A 16,405-nucleotide genomic window follows, 5' to 3' on the forward strand; every position below is an offset into this window, starting at 1 on the left:
TGCGTCCTTACTTCTTCTTGCCTTCCTTGCGGAAGATGAACTCGCCCTTGTAGCGGATGCCCTTGCCCTTGTACGGCTCGGGACGGCGCCAGTCGCGGATCTTGGCCGCCACTTCGCCCACCTGCTGCTGGTCGATACCTTCCACAACAATCTCGGTCTGCTTCGGCGCGGTGATTGTGACACCTTCCGGCGCGGTGAAATCGACGTCGTGGCTGTAACCCAGGTTCAGTTTCAGGGTGTTGCCCTGCATCTGAGCCCGGTAACCAACACCCTGGATCTCCAGCTCTTTCTTGAAGCCGGTGGTCACGCCGGTCACAAGATTGGCGACCATGGTGCGGCTCATGCCCCACTGCTGGCGCGCACGCTTGGAAGACCCGCGCGGGTCGATCTTGACCACGTTGTCTTCGACCGAGAGGGTCACGTCGTCGGTTGCGGTGAAGCTGCGGGTGCCTTTCGGACCCTTCACCTCGATGGTCTGGCCGGACACAGAGGCGGAAACGCCGCTGGGCAGCTCGACCGGTTTTTTACCAATACGAGACATTGCAGACCTCCTTAGAAGACGGTGCAGAGCACTTCGCCGCCAACATTGTTGGAGCGTGCGTTCTGGTCCGACATCACACCTTTCGGAGTGCTGACAATCGACACGCCCAGACCCTGACGGACCTGCGGGATGTCATTGACGCCCATGTACACGCGACGGCCGGGCTTGGAGACCCGCTTGAGTTCGCGAATGACAGGGGTGCCTTCGTAGTATTTCAGGCTGATTTCGATGGCCGGATGACCGTTTGCACCGGTCGTCTTTTCATAGCCACGAATGTAACCTTCGTCCGCCAGCACGTCCAGAACCCAGGCGCGCAGTTTCGACGCCGGAGTGATCACGGTGGACTTGCCGCGCATTTGCGCGTTGCGGATACGGGTGAGCATATCGCCGATAGGATCGTTCATATCACTCTCTCCCTTACCAGCTCGATTTCACCATGCCGGGGATCTGACCAGCAGAACCCAGCTCGCGCAGCGCGATACGGCTGACCTTGAGCTTACGGTAGTAAGCGTGCGGACGACCGGTCAGCTGACAACGGTTGTGCAGACGGGTTGCCGAGCTGTTGCGCGGCAGTTTCGCCAGTTTCAGACGCGCCTTGAAGCGCTCTTCCATCGGCTTGCTTTCGTCATTCGCGATTTCTTTCAGCTCGGCGCGCTTTGCGGCGTATTGTGCCACCAGGCGCTCGCGCTTCTTCTCGCGCTCGATCATTGCTTTTTTAGCCATGTCTTATTCCTCCCGGCGCTCAGGCGTTGAAGGGCATGTTGAAGAGCTTCAACAGTGCCTTGCCTTCAGCGTCGGTTTTCGCTGTGGTGGCAATTACGATGTCCATGCCCCAGACCTCGTCGACCTTGTCGAAATCGATCTCGGGGAACACGATGTGCTCTTTCATGCCCATGGCAAAGTTGCCACGGCCATCGAACGAGGGTTTCACACCGCGGAAGTCACGCACGCGAGGCATCGCGATGGTGATCAGACGATCCAGGAATTCGTACATCCGGTCGCCGCGCAGGGTCACTTTCGCACCCAGCGGCATGTCTTCACGGACGCGGAAACCAGCGATCGACTTCTTCGCTTTGGTCGAAATGGCCTGCTGGCCAGCGATGGCGGTCAGATCCTCGACAGCCGATTTGGCTTTCTTGGAGTCTTTCACGGCCTCGGCGCCGCAGCCGATGTTCAGAACGATCTTCTCCAGCTTGGGGATCATCATCTCGTTCTTGTAGCCGAACTCTTCTTTCAGAGCCGCGCGAATGCGGTTCTTGTATTCGGCCTTGAGGCGCGGGGTGTAGGTTGCAGCATCAAGCATCGATCACGTCCCCCGTGGTCTTGGCGAAGCGCACCTTCTTGTCACCTTCCATACGGAAGCCGACGCGGGTTGCCTTGCCGTTCTTGTCCAGCAGAGCCAGGTTCGACAGATCGATCGGCAGTGCCTTGGGCAGGCGGCCGCCTTGCTCGGTCTGCGACTGGCGGGTGTGGCGGATGGCGATGTTCACGCCGTCGACAACAGCTTTGCCGGCTTGCGGGTCGACCGAGGTAATGGTGCCCTCTTTGCCCTTGTCCTTGCCGGCCAGCACGACGACCTTGTCGCCTTTGCGGAGTTTAGCAGCCATGATTACAGCACCTCCGGAGCCAGCGAGATGATCTTCATGAAGTTCTTGGCGCGCAGCTCGCGAACAACCGGGCCAAAGATACGGGTACCGACCGGCTCGTTGTTGTTGTTCAGGATAACGGCGGCGTTGCGATCGAAACGGATCGCGGTGCCGTCTTCGCGACGGACTTCTTTGGCGGTGCGCACGACGACGGCCTTGCGGACGTCACCTTTCTTCACGCGGCCGCGCGGGATGGCTTCCTTCACCGAGACGACAATGATGTCGCCGACGGAGGCGTATTTACGCTTGGAACCACCCAGGACCTTGATGCACTGAACTCGGCGAGCGCCGGAGTTGTCAGCGACATCCAGATTGGTCTGCATCTGGATCATGTGGTTTCTCCCGACCTGTGGGGGCTGGTCTTGTTAAATCCCCCAGGGTTTCGACAAAAGGAAAAGTTCCGGTGGCTTACGCCTCCAGAACCTCCCAGCGTTTCGTCTTCGATTTCGGCGCGCATTCGATGATGCGGACTGTGTCGCCGACCTTGAAGGCGTTCTTTTCGTCGTGAGCCCGGTATTTCTTGGACTTACGAACGGTTTTGTGCAGCAGCGGGTGCTTGAAGCGGCGCTCGACCAAAACGGTCACGGTCTGTTCGTTGGCGTCGCTGGTCACGGTGCCTTGCAGGATACGCTTGGGCATCTGATTACTCCTCGGATGCCGCGGCAGCGGCCTTTTCGTTCAGAATGGTCTTGACGCGGGCAGCGTTGCGGCGGGCCGCTTTGATGCCGGCAGTGCTTTCCAGCTGACCGGTTGCCTGTTGAAAGCGCAGGTTGAAGCTTTCTTTCTTCAGGTTGGCCAGTTCCTCGCGGAGCTGGTCCGGGGTCTTGTTACGTAGTTCCTGGGCGTTCATCGCCTTTTTCCTTTGCTCAAAACACCAGAAGGCCCCGTACACGGGTCACCTTGGACCTGGTGGATGAATGACAGACATACGAATCCCCCGACTCGGCCGGGGGACACGCAGGATGCCGCTCTATAGGGGGTTCGGGGGTGGGTGGCAAGGGAAAGTTTGGAAAGAAATTGCGCGGAAAATGCCTCTTTCACGGCCGTTCTTTACATCAGGCCCAAATGCTTCGCAATCGTGGCGCTGTCATAATAATCCCGACCTTCGACAACCTTCCCATCCTTGACCCGCATGACAGAGCAATAGCGCACTTCGTATCGCTTGCCCGTGGGCTGGAAATCGCCAAGGCTGGAATGCAGCACGCCGGTGTGGGTTCCGGTGTTGTGAAATTCGACAATTGCCCATTCGCCGCAGTCGCTGACGATGACATTGTCGACGATGCATTCGCCGTCCGGAAAGGCCTTGCGCCAGCGCAGGTAATCCTCTTTGTACGCCGCCTTGCCCGGCTGCGTTTCGCCGCGGGCGACATCCTCGAACCGGCAATCATCCGCGATCACCTCGGCACCGCGGTCGGGATCACGCATCCCCCAGCTTTCGTGGAATTGGCGGACGACGCGTTCAGCCTCTTTCATCTCTGTCACTCCTCTGATTGCCCGAGCATAGCAGAAGACCGAGGTGGACGCTTGTACATTGCCTGTTTCCGGTTGACCGGATACCAACAGGGAAAATCGAATTCCAAACCGCATTGAAAATTCTTCCGCAAAAGCCATCGGAATTGCGGGCGGGTGACGACGAATTTGAGAGAGGGCGTGCCGTGAGATATCTTAAACTGCTGGGTCTGATTGCCGTGTTTGCGGTTTTGGCCGCCTGCTCGCGCCCCCCGGAACTGATCGGTGTCGACAATCCCGAGAACCCGGTTGCATCTGTTGGCAGCGCCAGAAAGCATCAGGTTTTCATCGCCTCGACCCGTCAGGCGTCGGAGGTTGTCGGAGCGCTTTATTCGGACAAACGCGCGCCGGAACTGGGGCTGGCCTCGGTCGAGGTGTCAATCCCCCCGATCCATCAAACCGGCAATCTTGAACGCGCCAAGCGGTTGCCGCCCGACCCGCGAACGGAGTTCGCGATCATCGACCCCAAGATCTATGGCTCGGATGATGCGTTCATTCGCGCCGTGAACGCAGAGCTTGCGAAGCTGCCCGCAGGCAGGCGCGATGTCCTGTTCTTTGTCCATGGCTATAACAACACCACCAGCGATGCGGTTCTGCGGCTTGCCCAGTTTGTCGAGGATTCAGATTATGTCGGCGTTCCGGTTCTGTTTGACTGGGCCTCTGCCGCGAAAATCACCAAATATGTCTATGACCTGAACAGCGCGCTGATCGCACGCCCCAAGGTCGAAGAGATCGGCTCGATCCTGTCGCGGACCAATGCCGACGGATACGACATCTTTGCCCATTCCATGGGAGCCTTTCTGACCATGGAGGCCATCGTGGACGCGGCAAAGCGGGGCAGGCTGAACCATACCAGGCGGCTTAAGACCGTGACCCTGGCGTCGCCCGATATCGACATGGATCTGTTCCGGATTCAACTGCAGGAAATCGGCCATCTGGACGAGGACATTTTTGTGTTGCTGTCCAAGGATGACAGCGCGCTGAACTTCTCGCGCAGACTGGCGGGTGGGGTGCCGCGCGTCGGGGCCAGCAACAGCGAAGAGCTGGCCGAGCTTGGGGTCGTTGCAATCGACCTGACGGAGATCGACGACTCGACCTCGGGCAGCCATTCGAAATTCGCCGGATCGCCGGAGATCGTGCAACTGCTGGGCACCGGGCTGAACAACCACGGCCAGTTCGACCGCGCGACGCGGGTGTCCAATCTGGGAGAGATGCTGGCCGGTATACCGGTCACGATCGTGTTCGATTGACGGTGCATGCGCGACCCCGGACCGCGTGGCGGCAGGGGCGATTTATTTCACCAGACCCTGCGTTGTGGCAACACGCGTGAGGACATCCAGCATATCCACGGCCTGCTGCGGCGTCAGCCTGCCGTGACCGGTCAGGAACGTTGCGATGTCGCGCCCGGTATACCGCCCCGTCAGCGCGCCATTGTCGATGATCAGGTGACCGCGCACAAGTTCCACCGCCGTTGCGTGGCATATCCGGCATTTTTCCATGAACGCACCGCCCGAATTGCGCACCTGCCGGAAATGCGCCAGCAAGGCCTCTGCCTCGTCCGGTGACAGACCGCCATGCCCGGACACCAGATAGGCCGCGACCGGACGTCCCGACCGGGCGCCGGTCAGCACGCCGCCGGACTCGCCAAGCTCATCCCACACGAAATCGCCGGCATGTGGGGCGTGACATCTTGCGCAGCTTTCTTCGTAAATGCGGTGCGGGTCCAGCCCCTGCCCCATCGCGCCGGTCGCGCCTGCGACCAGTGCCGCCAGAACCAACGTGACAAAGCCCAGCATGGCGTGTGTCCGATCAAATCAGTTGTGCTGCACGCCCACCCGACTCAAATTGCCGGGCCGATGCATTGGCGCAAAGTCTAATGTGATCCGGCGCGGACGTGCTTGATCCTGATCAATCGACGGGGGCTTGGAACTGCCTAGTCCCAGCGATAGTTGAAGCTGACGCTGATGCGTTCATCCTCGGCCATGTTCATCGGCACTTCGTGACGCAGCCAGCTTTCCCACAGCAGGACATCGCCCACCTGCGGTTTCATGTAGATGAAGGGCTGCAACTCGCGCCGCGCCTCCTTGCGGCGGACCGGGGCGGCCATCATGCGGCCTGAACGCGGGTCTTCGAGTTTCAGCGCGCTGGCGCCTTGCGGCATCGAGACATAGGTGGTGCCGGAGATCACCGAATGCGGGTGCAGGTGGCTGGCATGCATCCCGCCTTGCGGCAGGATGTTGATCCACAGGTCCTCGAGCTTGAGTTCGCGGTCATCCAGATCGAATTCCAGATCCGCTGCAAAGGCCGCGACGTGCTGATCCAGCACCCTGACCAGATCGGCGAAGATCGGGAAGCGCCAGGGCAGATCGGTCAGCGACGCATAGGAGGTATAGCCGGGATAGCCGTTTTGTTCGCACCAGTCATGGCCGGCGTCGTCGTCTTCGGCGATGACAAGGCAGGAGTTTTCCAGCTCCTCCGGGTCGATCCGGGGGGCCAATTCCGACAAGGCGGCGCGGTAGAGACGGGTGACGAAGAGCGATTCAATCTGGGCCATGGCGCCCTCTTATCCCAGCTCTGCCCGGTGATCGAGAGGCAAATGGGGCGCTTTCGCGAGCGCGTCAATATTGACAGGCAAACGCCTTGCACCCGAAAATGGTGGCTGACGGGGGGTGTCGGGAATGGAGTACCAGACACGACAAGCGGCCTTGCTAGGCTGGATAAGCCGGGCGCCGCCCGGGTCATCCAGCGAGATGGTGCGCGCGTACGGGTTGGCCCGTGCCGGGTTTCCGATCGGGGTGTTTTCCCACGGGTCGTTCATCCTTCTGTTCTGGTTCGCCGATCAGCCGGTGATGGCGGTTTTCAACATTTTTTCCACCCTGCTCATCGGCATCGGATGTTGGGCCGCCCTGACCCTGCGGGACATCAAATGGCTCACCCTGCTGACGTTTCTGGTCGAGATCCCCACCCACGCGGCGCTCTGCACCTACTATATGGGGCTGGCGCCGTTCTTTGTGAGCTATCTGTTCATGCCCACGCTGCTGTTTCCCATGTTGCCCTACGGACGGCCGCGTGGCCGGCTGGTGGGCAGCGTGATCAGTGCGATGGCATTCGTCGCCATCGGGATATATGGAACCCTGTCCCAACCCGCGCGCCCGCTGGCGGACGGCTGGACCATGTTCTTTTTCATATTCAACACGGCACCGATCATTCCGATGCTCGGTGTGTTCGCGGCGATTTACGCAACCGCCGCCGCGCGCGCCGAAAAAGAGCTGGAACGGGAATACGAGCGGGCCGAGACCCTTTTGCTGAACATTCTGCCCGAGCCCATTGCCGCGCGCCTTAAGAACGATCCGCACCTGATCGCCGACGAACATCCAAGTGTATCGGTGCTGTTTGCCGATATCGTCAATTTCACCGAAACCTCGGACAAGCTGTCGCCGCCCGAAATCGTGCGCACCCTGAACGCCGCGTTTTCCCGATTTGATGCGCTGGTCGAAAAGCACGGTTGCGAGAAGATCAAGACAATCGGCGACGCCTATATGGTGGTCGCGGGTCTGCCGGAGCCGCGTGAAGATCACGCGCAGGCCATGGTGGCGCTGGCGCTCGACATGATCGACGCGGCGCAGGAGATCAACGATTCAGGCGACTTCCCGTTCAACATGCGCATTGGCATCAGTTCGGGGCCGGTCGTGGCCGGTGTGATCGGTGAACGGAAGTTTGCCTATGATCTGTGGGGCGACACCGTGAACGTGGCCTCGCGCATGGAATCGCATGGCCAGCCCGGCATCATCCAGATCACCGAGGCGACCCGAGCCTGTCTGGGCGAGGCCGTAAAGGTTGATCCGTTGGGTGATGTGGAGATCAAGGGCAAAGGCCGGATGCAGACATTCGCGGTGTCACGGTAAGTCGGAGGCAGTTCATGAGTCTTGCCAAGTACAACTGGCGATAGCGCTATTTGACGTTTCAAACTCAGTTCATGTCCTTCCAACAAATGAAGATCTGATCCCGCACTTTAGAATATACGGAGCGATGTTTTGTCTCGGACTTGCCTTTATGGGTCGCCAACAACTCCACTGCGGCATCAACCTGGGCTCGATCACGAAATGACATCGTAACGAAGAATTCGTGATCTCGCTCACTGTCACTGTCCATGATAGTGTCACTGTCTCGCTGGCCGATCGGTGATGTTTTCTCAACCAAGCCGATACTTTGCATATACGCTACAAAATCCATGTATTCGGATTTGAAGTCCGGCATGGTTACGCCGTTTTTCAGATTAAAGCATGTCAGCATGTGAAACATGATTGCCCCCTATGATTGCAATGTCATCATCATATCATAGGTAGCGAAAGCGATAGACAGCTGAGAGCTAGTGGTTCAGCAAGTCTGGCCAGAAACCATCCGCCTTATGAATATTTCCGTCGATATCGCTGGCCCAGATGCGCCGCACCCGTGGGCTGTAGTTGAGGTACAACTTGTCGTTCCAGATCCGCCATGCAAACGGATCGACATCGGCCACGGCGTTCAGGCTGGCAGCATAGGCACAATACCCGCCGTATTGCGGCGCGTACTTGTCGGGATCGGTCAGAAATTCCCGCCGGTTACCTTCGCTCAGAAAAACCCATGTGGCATCTTTGTATTCGGTGGATATTTCGGGATCGCCCTTTTGCGGGTTGCCGCCGTTCCAATAGGTCATGACGTCATAGCCGTTCATCGCCAGACCGTTGAAATGGCCCAGGTTGATTTCTGGCGACGCGGCCCAAAGCCTTGGTGCCGAGAACGCCCAAAGCGATGACATCAACAACAAGATGACGGCGCTGCGAGATATTTTCTGGATGCGGTACATCATGGTTTTCCTCGCCGATTGGTCCCGGACTTGACGATGATAACCATGACCGTCGCGATTTTTCCAGCAAGGTGCCATCAGGAGATCGAGTTGCGCAGATACCTGGCGCCCGAAAAAGGAGAAACCCTGCCGGTTTCCCGGCAGGGTCAATTCGTAACAGATCGGGCCTTTGCCCTGATCTTACCAGTCTTCGCGAACCACGACGCGGGTCTTGATCGGCAGCTTCATCGCGGCCAGGCGCAGGGCCTCGCGGGCGATGTCGTCATTGACGCCGTCGATCTCGAACATCACACGGCCCGGCTTGACCTTGGCTGCCCAGAAATCCACCGAGCCTTTACCTTTACCCATACGGACTTCGGTCGGCTTGGAGGTTACCGGGGTATCCGGGAAGATCCGGATCCAGACACGGCCCTGACGTTTCATGTGACGGGTCATGGCACGACGTGCAGCTTCGATCTGGCGTGCGGTTACACGCTCGGGCTCGAGAGCTTTGAGACCGTAGGTGCCAAAGTTAAGATCAGAGCCGCCCTTGGCTTCGCCCTTGATCCGGCCTTTGAACATCTTGCGGAATTTTGTGCGCTTTGGTTGAAGCATCTCAAATCCTCCTTAGCGACGACCGCCACCAGCACCACGAGGTGCAGGGCCGTCCTGGAGTTCCTGTGCTTTACGGTCACGTGCCTGCGGATCGTGCTCCATGATCTCACCTTTGAAGATCCAGACCTTGATTCCGATGATCCCGTAAGGGGTCGAAGCTTCGGCAAGTGCGTAATCGATGTCGGCACGCAGCGTGTGCAGCGGAACGCGACCTTCGCGGTACCATTCGGTCCGTGCGATTTCGGCACCACCCAGACGACCGGCGACGTTCACCCGGATACCCAGGGCGCCCATGCGCATGGCGTTCTGCACGGCCCGTTTCATCGCGCGGCGGAACGAGACGCGGCGCTCGAGCTGCTGAGCGATCGACTCGGCAACCAGCTGCGCGTCAAGCTCGGGCTTGCGCACTTCGACGATGTTCAGGTGCAGTTCGCTGTCGGTCATCGCCGCCAGTTTCTTGCGCAGAACCTCGATGTCGGCGCCTTTCTTGCCGATGATGACACCCGGACGTGCGGTGTGGATCGTGACGCGGCACTTCTTGTGCGGGCGTTCGATGATCACACGGGCCACGCCGGCCTGCTTGCACTCTTTCTGGATGAACTCGCGGATCTTGAGGTCTTCCAGCAGAAGATCGCCGTAGTCCTTGGTATCTGCGTACCAGCGGCTGTCCCAGGTGCGGTTGACCTGAAGGCGCATGCCGATCGGATTGACTTTATGTCCCATTAGGCTTGCTCCTCAACTTGACGCACCTTGATGGTGATCTCCGAGAACGGCTTCATGATCTTGCCGTAACGGCCACGGGCGCGCGGGCGACCGCGTTTCATGACCAGGTTCTTGCCCACATAGGCCTCGGCGACGATCAGTTCATCGACGTCCAGGTTGTGGTTGTTCTCGGCGTTGGCGATGGCGGACTGAAGGCATTTCTTCACATCCTGCGCGACACGCTTGTTCGAGAAAGTCAGGTCGGTCAGGGCCTTCTCGACTTTCTTGCCGCGGATCATCGCTGCAACCAGGTTCAGTTTCTGCGGGCTGGTCCGAAGCATGCGGGTTTTCGCCATTGCTTCGTTTTCGGCCACGCGGCGGGGGTTCTTTTCCTTGCCCATGACTTACTTCCGCTTCGCTTTTTTGTCAGCGGCATGGCCATAATAGGTGCGGGTCGGCGAGTATTCACCGAACTTCTGACCGATCATGTCTTCCGAGACGTTTACGGGGATATGTTTCTGGCCGTTGTACACACCAAAGGTCAGACCCACGAACTGGGGCAGGATGGTGGAACGACGCGACCAGATCTTGATGACTTCGTTGCGGCCCGATTCGCGCGCAGCTTCGGCTTTTTTCAGCACGTAAGCGTCGACGAAAGGACCCTTCCAAACAGAGCGAGACATGGATTAACGTCCCTTCTTCTTGGCGTGCCGCGAGCGGATGATCAGCTTCTGGGACGCTTTGTTCTTGTTGCGGGTACGCTTACCCTTGGTGTCCTTGCCCCACGGGGTTACCGGTGTACGGCCACCCGAGGTGCGGCCCTCACCACCACCGTGCGGGTGGTCGATCGGGTTCATGGCGACACCGCGAACCGACGGACGGATGCCCTTGTGACGCATGCGGCCGGCTTTGCCGTAGTTCTGGTTGCTGTTGTCGGGGTTGGACACGGCACCGACGGTGGCCATGCATTCCTGACGGACCATGCGCAGTTCGCCCGAGCTCAGACGGATCTGGGCATAGCCGCCATCGCGGCCAACGAACTGAGCGTAAGTACCGGCGGCACGTGCGATCTGACCGCCCTTGCCGGGCTTCATCTCGATGTTGTGGACGATGGTACCGATCGGCATGCCCGAGAACGGCATTGCGTTGCCGGGCTTGATGTCGGCCTTGGCGGATGCCACGACCTGATCACCAACGGCAAGACGCTGCGGAGCGAGGATATAGGCCTGCTCGCCGTCTGCGTATTTGATCAGCGCGATGAACGCGGTCCGGTTCGGGTCATATTCGATCCGCTCGACGGTTGCCGCGACATCAAATTTGTTCCGTTTGAAGTCAACGATCCGGTAGAGACGCTTTGCGCCACCGCCGCGGCGGCGTGAAGTGATCCGTCCGGTGTTGTTCCGGCCGCCCGATTTGGTCAAACCCTCTGTGAGAGACTTGACCGGACGTCCTTTCCAAAGCTCCGAACGGTCGATCAGCACCAGCCCGCGCTGGCCCGGCGTCGTCGGCTTGTACGACTTGAGTGCCATGCTTTCTGTCTTCCGTTTAGCAAGTGCAGGGGATTTCCCCGCTATGTGATAGGCCCCCGTAGGTGCCAAAGGTATAGGGCCCCGAAGGTCCCCGGTTTCAAATATCTAAGGCCCCGGAACGAATCCGAGGCCGCAAGATTGGGTGCATCTAACAGGGTTGGGGGTGGGTGTCTATAGGGGAAGACGCGTTTTCAGACGTGTAATTGACACACTAAGAATACAGAGCTTGTGGAATAGGGTTTGGAACCTCAATACCAGCAAGACTGGCCAGAAGCGACTTGGCGTTGCCCACACGCACATCAGTAGCTTTCTCCGGTTTGCGCTGCGCCGTTTCACTCCATGGATCAGGATACCCTTCATGCGCCAAGAAAACAGCAGTAGCAGCCAGCTCAAGTTCAATGGAGTCAGCTTTTGCTGCAATGGTTGCAAGAGAATGCCGGGCATTAGGCATCTCAAACTTTGGCATGTCATCAACAGTGTAAGTTGAATACGTTCCACCCCATGAAGCATTATCTTGACGTTCATGCAGATTGCCAAGCAGAGCCCCGAACTTAGCAGAGGATGCCAATTGTTCGCTAAAGGGGCCATAGTGCTTATAGGAAAAGCGAAAGCTGTCATCGAGGCCTGTAGCTGCAAGCAAATATGCTATCTTTTGAAGGCGCGTGCGGCCCACAATTCGCCCACCTGCATCCCGAATGATATTCGTCACTTCTTGAATTTTAACATCGGACATCAGTTGATCTCCCCTTCAATGATATCTTCAATCACCTTTTGGGCTTCTGCGTCAGACCCATCATAATATGCGCGGTTGAGCTTATAAGGGCTGAGCGAGCTCACGATCTCAGAGCGTTGAATGATATCAATCAACTGACCACCATCCGTGCGAACATTGATCTGCTCAGTCTGCCCATTGCCACCGCCTGCTTTATAAGGCTTCCGCTCCGCTACATCGTTGATGATACGCGGAGCAGCGCCTCTTTGTTCTTCTTGCCACTGTTGTAGCTTCAGGTACACGGACGCGCAACATTTTTCAATTTCACCTACATTTTGTAGGCGCCCCGAGTTCTGTGGGTCACATTTATGAGAAACTGCAGCTCGTTCGCACAAAAGAAGAGATTGAAGCCTCGCAGAACAAACTTTCTCAATGCATCAAAGCAGCAGGAATAACGACAGAGTTTGCTGTGACAACAACGCTATCGGACAATCAGATCAAGCAAACCCTAGAACCGGAGCGCGGCGTTACCGAGGCGCAAGCCAACAAGGCAAACAACTGTCTCGCAAGTTGAGCGACACCGACCGGAGCCGGGTAGCATGAGCCGCTCGGTTTCGTTTGGCCCAAGATTAACTATCTAACCAAAGAAAAAACCCCCGCTTTCGCGGGGGCTTTTATCTCTCTCCAAGGACGGGTTCGGTCAGAGACCGGTGGACACGTCGATGGTGTTACCCTCTTCCAGGGTCACATAGGCTTTTTTGACGTCTTTCCGACGACCCAGCTGGCCGCGGAACCGTTTGACCTTGCCTTTGATCACGGTGGTGTTCACCGCCTTGACCTTCACACCAAACAGCGCCTCGACGGCCTCTTTGATCTGCGGCTTGTTGCTGTCGATCGCCACTTCAAAGACAACCGCGCCGTTTTCGGACGCCATGGTCGACTTCTCAGTAATGATCGGCTTGCGGATCACGTCGTAATGTTCTGCCTTGGCACTCATTTCAGTCGAGCCTCCAGTGCTTCGACAGCCGCTTTGGTGAGCACCAGGGTGTCACGCTTGAGGATGTCATAGACGTTTGCGCCCATCGACGGCAGGATATCCAGGCCTTCGATGTTGCGGGCTGCGCGGGCGAACCCTTCGTTCACGGTGGCGCCGTCGATGACCAGAGCGCGCTTCCAGCCCAGGTTTGCAACCTGCTTGGCCAGAGCGGCGGTCTTGCCCTCGGATGCGGCGTCTTCGATCACGACCAGTTCACCTGCCTTGGCTTTGGCCGACAGAGCGTGGCGCAGGCCAAGCTTGCGGAACTTCTTGGGCAGGTCGTGGCCGTGCGAACGCGGGGTCGGACCCTTGTAGATGCCACCCTTGCGGAAGATCGGCGCGTTGCGGTCACCATGGCGTGCGCCACCGGTGCCCTTCTGGCGATAGATCTTCTTGGTCGAGTAGCTGGTTTCCGAGCGGGTCTTGACCTTGTGGGTGCCGGCCTGCGCGTTGTTGCGCTGCCAACGGACCACACGGTGCAGGATGTCCGCGCGCGGCTCCAGGCCGAACAGGTCTTCGGACAGTTCGATGTCGCCTGCCTTGCCGCCGTCCAGTTTGATTACATCAAGTTTCATGCTTCACCACCTTCCGCGGGCGCTTCTTCCGCCGGTGCTTCGGTTGCGGCACCTTTCAGCGCAGCCGGGAACGGCAGGCCTTCGGGCGCTTTCTTCTTGACGGCGTCCTTGACGGTGACCCAGCCCGACTTCGGGCCCGGAACGGCACCCTTGATGAAGACGAGGCCACGCTCGGCATCGGTTTTCACCACTTCGAGGTTCTGGGTGGTAACACGGGCAGCACCCATGTGACCGGCCATCTTCTTGCCTTTGAACACCTTGCCCGGGTCCTGACACTGACCGGTTGAGCCGTGCGAGCGGTGGCTGATCGACACACCGTGCGAGGCGCGCAGACCACCGAAGTTGTGGCGCTTCATGGCACCGGCAAAGCCTTTACCGATCGAGGTGCCCGACACGTCAACCTTCTGGCCAGCCAGGAAGTGTTCGGCCGAGATTTCGGCACCCACTTCGATCAGGCCATCTTCGGAGACGCGGAACTCGGCCAGCTTGCGCTTGGGCTCGACCTTGGCAGCGGCGTAGTGACCGCGCATGGCCTTGGAGGTGCGTTTTGCCTTGGCGGCACCAGCGCCCAGCTGAACGGCGGTATAGCCGTCTTTGTCAGCGGTGCGCTGTGCAACGACCTGCAGGCCGTCCAGGTGAAGAACGGTCACAGGGATCTGCTTGCCGTCTTCCATGAACAGGCGGGTCATGCCAACTTTTTTTGCGATAATACCGGAACGCATATTAAATACCCTCCGATCTTACGACTGCAGCTTGATCTCGACGTCCACACCAGCAGCGAGGTCGAGCTTCATCAGCGCATCAACGGTCTGGGGGGTCGGATCAACGATGTCGAGCAGACGCTTGTGCGTGCGGATCTCGAACTGGTCGCGGGATTTCTTGTCAACGTGAGGGCCACGGAGAACCGTGAACTTCTCGATCTTGTTCGGCAGCGGGATCGGGCCGCGCACGTTCGCGCCGGTCCGCTTGGCAGTGTTGACGATCTCTTGCGTGCTGGCATCCAGAACGCGATAGTCAAATGCCTTCAGCCGAATACGGATATTTTGGCTTTGCATAGTAACAGCCTTTTATCAGGCGTTGGGGTTGAGAGGAGGACAGACGCGCATCGCCAACCCTCTTCGAACCCAAAAGGCGGGAATCACCCCGCCTTGACGTTCTTGCTGAGAACTCGCGCGTGATAGTGGGGTTGGTGGGGTTTGGCAAGGGGGAAATGGAATCTGAGTAAGTCGAACTGTTGTTACTTACGCATGCCAGAAATTACTCGGCGCATTAACTCCAAGAACTGGGTTTGTTCCTCGGGGTTAAGAACAGTTAGAGCTTGCATATTTACGTTCTGGGCTGACTGGTAGGCATCATTGCGAAGAGCTGCGGCTTTTTCAGTCAACCATATCAATTGAACCCTAGCATCAGCGGGGTTTTTGGCCCTCTTTATCAAACCGTCCCGCTCCATTCGACTAAGAGTATTAGCAAGGGTTGCCTGCTCAACATCAATTTTGCTCAGCAGGTCTTTTTGGGATACGCCGTCCTTCAGCCAAAGCTCAAGCAAGATTGGGAACTGCCCTACTACGATACCCAAAGGGGAAATACGCTGCTGCAATTCTCTGGCAAACAGGCGAGCCATGTGATTGACCAAATATCCAGCTGAATCTTCTTTGTCGAACCCCATATGATCAATTTACTCTTGCATAGCTAGCTATGCAATATTATATAGCTTGCTATACTTTAATTGCCAAAAGGAGACCGAGATGGCGCGCATTGAAGAGTTGGACAATATCGCAACCCTAAGTGATCAGATGGAAACTAATGAAGGTCCTGTTGTTCTGATTAACTTGTTTACAGTTGACGCTAACGACGAAGAGGCCTTGTTGACCGCATGGACTCATGACGCCAACTTTATGAAATCTCAACCGGGGTATATCTCAACTCAACTTCACAAAGGCATCGCCAACAGTTCGACCTTTGTGAATTATGCCGTTTGGCAAGACGTCAAGAGCTTTCGCGACGCTTTTACCACTCCTGAATTCCAGCGTCGCATAGCTGATTACCCAGAAAGCGCAGTAACGCGACCCCACCTTCTGCGAAAATTATCCGTTGACAATCATTGCGTTGCATAGTGCCAGAATCAAAGGTGACACATGTTTCGGGTAATCCACCCCATCGCCGGAGTTGTTGGATTTTTAACAATCCTTGCATTCTGGACCTCCACGCTAATTAGCGAGCTATTCACGTCTCACTCGACCGTTGCCGTCGTTAAATCCATGATCGTAAACGGCTTGTTTCTACTTATTCCTGCTATGGCAATCGTAGGTGCAACCGGGATGTCGATGGGGCGTCGTCGTAAAGACGCTCCGGCATTGGCAAAAAAGAAAAGAATGCCGTTCATCGCTGCAAACGGCTTGCTCATCCTTGTTCCTGCCGCGCTTTATCTGAACGCAAAAGCTGCTGCGGGGTCTTTCGATACTAGCTTTTACTTAATCCAAGTTATCGAATTGATCGCCGGGGCGACAAACCTGACATTAATGGGGATGAGCATACGTGACGGTCGCGCTATGGCTGCGCGAAGACGTGGGCTTTCTTAGAAATAGCTATCACGTTTCAAAAAAGAAAAAGGGCGCCCCGAGGGGCGCCCTTTCTTTGGATATTCGCTTGCGCGAATTATTCAATAATCTTCGACACGACACCCGCGCCGACGGTGCGGCCGCCTTCGCGGATCGC

The 16,405-nt window shown here is 57.5% G+C and carries 30 protein-coding genes; 4 read left to right on the forward strand and 26 right to left on the reverse strand.

Going from position 1 to position 16,405, the window contains the following annotated elements:
• Window positions 1-7: 7 nt before the first annotated feature.
• The 9 genes from rplF to ACR0LZ_RS13790 all read right to left on the reverse strand — a co-directional run bounded on the left by rplF (window position 8) and on the right by ACR0LZ_RS13790 (window position 3,660).
• Window positions 8-541 carry a 50S ribosomal protein L6 gene (rplF, locus tag ACR0LZ_RS13750; protein WP_480750411.1) on the reverse strand — a complete coding sequence of 178 codons (534 nt, stop codon included), beginning with the start codon at window positions 539-541 and terminating at the stop codon, window positions 8-10.
• 11 nt (window positions 542-552) lie between these two features.
• On the reverse strand, window positions 553-945 hold the full coding sequence (gene rpsH, locus ACR0LZ_RS13755) for a 30S ribosomal protein S8 (RefSeq protein ID WP_480750412.1): 393 nt from the start codon (window positions 943-945) through the stop codon (window positions 553-555).
• A 13-nt stretch (window positions 946-958) separates the two neighbouring features.
• Window positions 959-1,264 (reverse strand): 30S ribosomal protein S14, encoded by a 306-nt coding sequence (gene rpsN, locus ACR0LZ_RS13760; RefSeq protein ID WP_480750413.1) that lies wholly within the window; start codon window positions 1,262-1,264, stop codon window positions 959-961.
• Between the two features lie 19 nt (window positions 1,265-1,283).
• The gene (gene rplE, locus ACR0LZ_RS13765) at window positions 1,284-1,844 is read right to left on the reverse strand and encodes a 50S ribosomal protein L5 (RefSeq protein ID WP_480750414.1); all 561 of its coding nucleotides are present in this window, start codon (window positions 1,842-1,844) and stop codon (window positions 1,284-1,286) included.
• On the reverse strand, window positions 1,837-2,148 hold the full coding sequence (gene rplX, locus ACR0LZ_RS13770; RefSeq protein ID WP_480750415.1) for a 50S ribosomal protein L24: 312 nt from the start codon (window positions 2,146-2,148) through the stop codon (window positions 1,837-1,839). Before rplX ends, rplE begins: the two co-directional genes overlap by 8 nt.
• Window positions 2,149-2,150: 2 nt before the next feature.
• Window positions 2,151-2,519: a 50S ribosomal protein L14 gene (rplN, locus tag ACR0LZ_RS13775; RefSeq protein ID WP_005621870.1), complete on the reverse strand. Its 369-nt coding sequence runs from the start codon at window positions 2,517-2,519 to the stop codon at window positions 2,151-2,153.
• 76 nt (window positions 2,520-2,595) lie between these two features.
• Window positions 2,596-2,826, reverse strand: coding sequence for a 30S ribosomal protein S17 (gene rpsQ, locus ACR0LZ_RS13780; RefSeq protein WP_171179753.1), 231 nt, complete (start codon window positions 2,824-2,826; stop codon window positions 2,596-2,598).
• 4 nt (window positions 2,827-2,830) lie between these two features.
• Window positions 2,831-3,037: a 50S ribosomal protein L29 gene (rpmC, locus tag ACR0LZ_RS13785; protein ID WP_480750416.1), complete on the reverse strand. Its 207-nt coding sequence runs from the start codon at window positions 3,035-3,037 to the stop codon at window positions 2,831-2,833.
• Between the two features lie 200 nt (window positions 3,038-3,237).
• Entirely contained in the window at window positions 3,238-3,660 is a 423-nt protein-coding gene (locus tag ACR0LZ_RS13790; RefSeq protein WP_480750417.1) for an ester cyclase, read from the reverse strand.
• Between the two features lie 182 nt (window positions 3,661-3,842).
• Between ACR0LZ_RS13790 and ACR0LZ_RS13795 the strand changes: the two genes are divergently transcribed.
• Entirely contained in the window at window positions 3,843-4,946 is a 1,104-nt protein-coding gene (locus tag ACR0LZ_RS13795) for an alpha/beta hydrolase (RefSeq protein WP_480750418.1), read from the forward strand.
• A gap of 42 nt (window positions 4,947-4,988) precedes the next feature.
• On the opposite strand, the gene ACR0LZ_RS13800 is transcribed toward ACR0LZ_RS13795, so the two are convergent.
• Both ACR0LZ_RS13800 and ACR0LZ_RS13805 read right to left on the reverse strand, forming a co-directional pair.
• Window positions 4,989-5,492, reverse strand: coding sequence for a hypothetical protein (locus tag ACR0LZ_RS13800; protein ID WP_480750419.1), 504 nt, complete (start codon window positions 5,490-5,492; stop codon window positions 4,989-4,991).
• 137 nt (window positions 5,493-5,629) lie between these two features.
• Window positions 5,630-6,250: a 2OG-Fe(II) oxygenase family protein gene (locus ACR0LZ_RS13805; protein ID WP_480750420.1), complete on the reverse strand. Its 621-nt coding sequence runs from the start codon at window positions 6,248-6,250 to the stop codon at window positions 5,630-5,632.
• A 124-nt stretch (window positions 6,251-6,374) separates the two neighbouring features.
• Here ACR0LZ_RS13805 and ACR0LZ_RS13810 point away from each other — a divergent pair, with 124 nt between their 5' ends.
• Window positions 6,375-7,601 (forward strand): adenylate/guanylate cyclase domain-containing protein, encoded by a 1,227-nt coding sequence (locus tag ACR0LZ_RS13810; RefSeq protein ID WP_480750421.1) that lies wholly within the window; start codon window positions 6,375-6,377, stop codon window positions 7,599-7,601.
• A gap of 64 nt (window positions 7,602-7,665) precedes the next feature.
• Here the strand turns inward: ACR0LZ_RS13810 and ACR0LZ_RS13815 are convergent, their stop codons facing one another.
• The 14 genes from ACR0LZ_RS13815 to ACR0LZ_RS13880 all read right to left on the reverse strand — a co-directional run bounded on the left by ACR0LZ_RS13815 (window position 7,666) and on the right by ACR0LZ_RS13880 (window position 15,356).
• Complete coding sequence (locus tag ACR0LZ_RS13815) at window positions 7,666-7,998, reverse strand: DUF6614 family protein (protein WP_480750422.1); 333 nt, start codon at window positions 7,996-7,998, stop codon at window positions 7,666-7,668.
• Between the two features lie 67 nt (window positions 7,999-8,065).
• Complete coding sequence (locus ACR0LZ_RS13820; RefSeq protein WP_480750423.1) at window positions 8,066-8,545, reverse strand: YHS domain-containing (seleno)protein; 480 nt, start codon at window positions 8,543-8,545, stop codon at window positions 8,066-8,068.
• Window positions 8,546-8,722: 177 nt separating this feature from the next.
• Entirely contained in the window at window positions 8,723-9,136 is a 414-nt protein-coding gene (gene rplP / locus ACR0LZ_RS13825; protein ID WP_480750424.1) for a 50S ribosomal protein L16, read from the reverse strand.
• Window positions 9,137-9,148: 12 nt separating this feature from the next.
• On the reverse strand, window positions 9,149-9,859 hold the full coding sequence (gene rpsC / locus ACR0LZ_RS13830) for a 30S ribosomal protein S3 (protein WP_480603196.1): 711 nt from the start codon (window positions 9,857-9,859) through the stop codon (window positions 9,149-9,151).
• Window positions 9,859-10,239 (reverse strand): 50S ribosomal protein L22, encoded by a 381-nt coding sequence (gene rplV, locus ACR0LZ_RS13835; RefSeq protein WP_480750425.1) that lies wholly within the window; start codon window positions 10,237-10,239, stop codon window positions 9,859-9,861. The genes rpsC and rplV overlap by 1 nt, the downstream gene beginning before the upstream one ends.
• A gap of 3 nt (window positions 10,240-10,242) precedes the next feature.
• Entirely contained in the window at window positions 10,243-10,521 is a 279-nt protein-coding gene (gene rpsS / locus ACR0LZ_RS13840; RefSeq protein ID WP_005980699.1) for a 30S ribosomal protein S19, read from the reverse strand.
• A 3-nt stretch (window positions 10,522-10,524) separates the two neighbouring features.
• Window positions 10,525-11,367 carry a 50S ribosomal protein L2 gene (rplB, locus tag ACR0LZ_RS13845; RefSeq protein ID WP_480750426.1) on the reverse strand — a complete coding sequence of 281 codons (843 nt, stop codon included), beginning with the start codon at window positions 11,365-11,367 and terminating at the stop codon, window positions 10,525-10,527.
• Window positions 11,368-11,578: 211 nt separating this feature from the next.
• Complete coding sequence (locus ACR0LZ_RS13850; RefSeq protein ID WP_480750427.1) at window positions 11,579-12,100, reverse strand: hypothetical protein; 522 nt, start codon at window positions 12,098-12,100, stop codon at window positions 11,579-11,581.
• Window positions 12,100-12,381: a hypothetical protein gene (locus ACR0LZ_RS13855; RefSeq protein ID WP_480750428.1), complete on the reverse strand. Its 282-nt coding sequence runs from the start codon at window positions 12,379-12,381 to the stop codon at window positions 12,100-12,102. The genes ACR0LZ_RS13850 and ACR0LZ_RS13855 overlap by 1 nt, the downstream gene beginning before the upstream one ends.
• 398 nt (window positions 12,382-12,779) lie before the next feature.
• The gene (locus tag ACR0LZ_RS13860) at window positions 12,780-13,076 is read right to left on the reverse strand and encodes a 50S ribosomal protein L23 (RefSeq protein ID WP_480750429.1); all 297 of its coding nucleotides are present in this window, start codon (window positions 13,074-13,076) and stop codon (window positions 12,780-12,782) included.
• Window positions 13,073-13,690, reverse strand: coding sequence for a 50S ribosomal protein L4 (gene rplD / locus ACR0LZ_RS13865; protein ID WP_480750430.1), 618 nt, complete (start codon window positions 13,688-13,690; stop codon window positions 13,073-13,075). Before rplD ends, ACR0LZ_RS13860 begins: the two co-directional genes overlap by 4 nt.
• On the reverse strand, window positions 13,687-14,412 hold the full coding sequence (rplC, locus tag ACR0LZ_RS13870) for a 50S ribosomal protein L3 (RefSeq protein ID WP_480750431.1): 726 nt from the start codon (window positions 14,410-14,412) through the stop codon (window positions 13,687-13,689). The genes rplD and rplC overlap by 4 nt, the downstream gene beginning before the upstream one ends.
• A gap of 18 nt (window positions 14,413-14,430) precedes the next feature.
• The gene (gene rpsJ / locus ACR0LZ_RS13875) at window positions 14,431-14,745 is read right to left on the reverse strand and encodes a 30S ribosomal protein S10 (RefSeq protein WP_008756422.1); all 315 of its coding nucleotides are present in this window, start codon (window positions 14,743-14,745) and stop codon (window positions 14,431-14,433) included.
• A 182-nt stretch (window positions 14,746-14,927) separates the two neighbouring features.
• Window positions 14,928-15,356 (reverse strand): MarR family winged helix-turn-helix transcriptional regulator, encoded by a 429-nt coding sequence (locus ACR0LZ_RS13880; RefSeq protein WP_480750432.1) that lies wholly within the window; start codon window positions 15,354-15,356, stop codon window positions 14,928-14,930.
• A 79-nt stretch (window positions 15,357-15,435) separates the two neighbouring features.
• On the opposite strand from ACR0LZ_RS13880, the gene ACR0LZ_RS13885 reads away from it, so the two are divergent.
• Window positions 15,436-15,804 carry an antibiotic biosynthesis monooxygenase family protein gene (locus ACR0LZ_RS13885; RefSeq protein ID WP_480750433.1) on the forward strand — a complete coding sequence of 123 codons (369 nt, stop codon included), beginning with the start codon at window positions 15,436-15,438 and terminating at the stop codon, window positions 15,802-15,804.
• 116 nt (window positions 15,805-15,920) lie between these two features.
• Here the strand turns inward: ACR0LZ_RS13885 and ACR0LZ_RS13890 are convergent, their stop codons facing one another.
• Entirely contained in the window at window positions 15,921-16,094 is a 174-nt protein-coding gene (locus tag ACR0LZ_RS13890) for a hypothetical protein (RefSeq protein ID WP_480750434.1), read from the reverse strand.
• A 131-nt stretch (window positions 16,095-16,225) separates the two neighbouring features.
• Here ACR0LZ_RS13890 and ACR0LZ_RS13895 point away from each other — a divergent pair.
• Window positions 16,226-16,405: hypothetical protein (locus tag ACR0LZ_RS13895; protein ID WP_480750435.1), on the forward strand; the 180-nt coding region annotated here is incomplete at its 3' end.

Source organism: Ruegeria sp. CI1 (assembly GCF_056536925.1).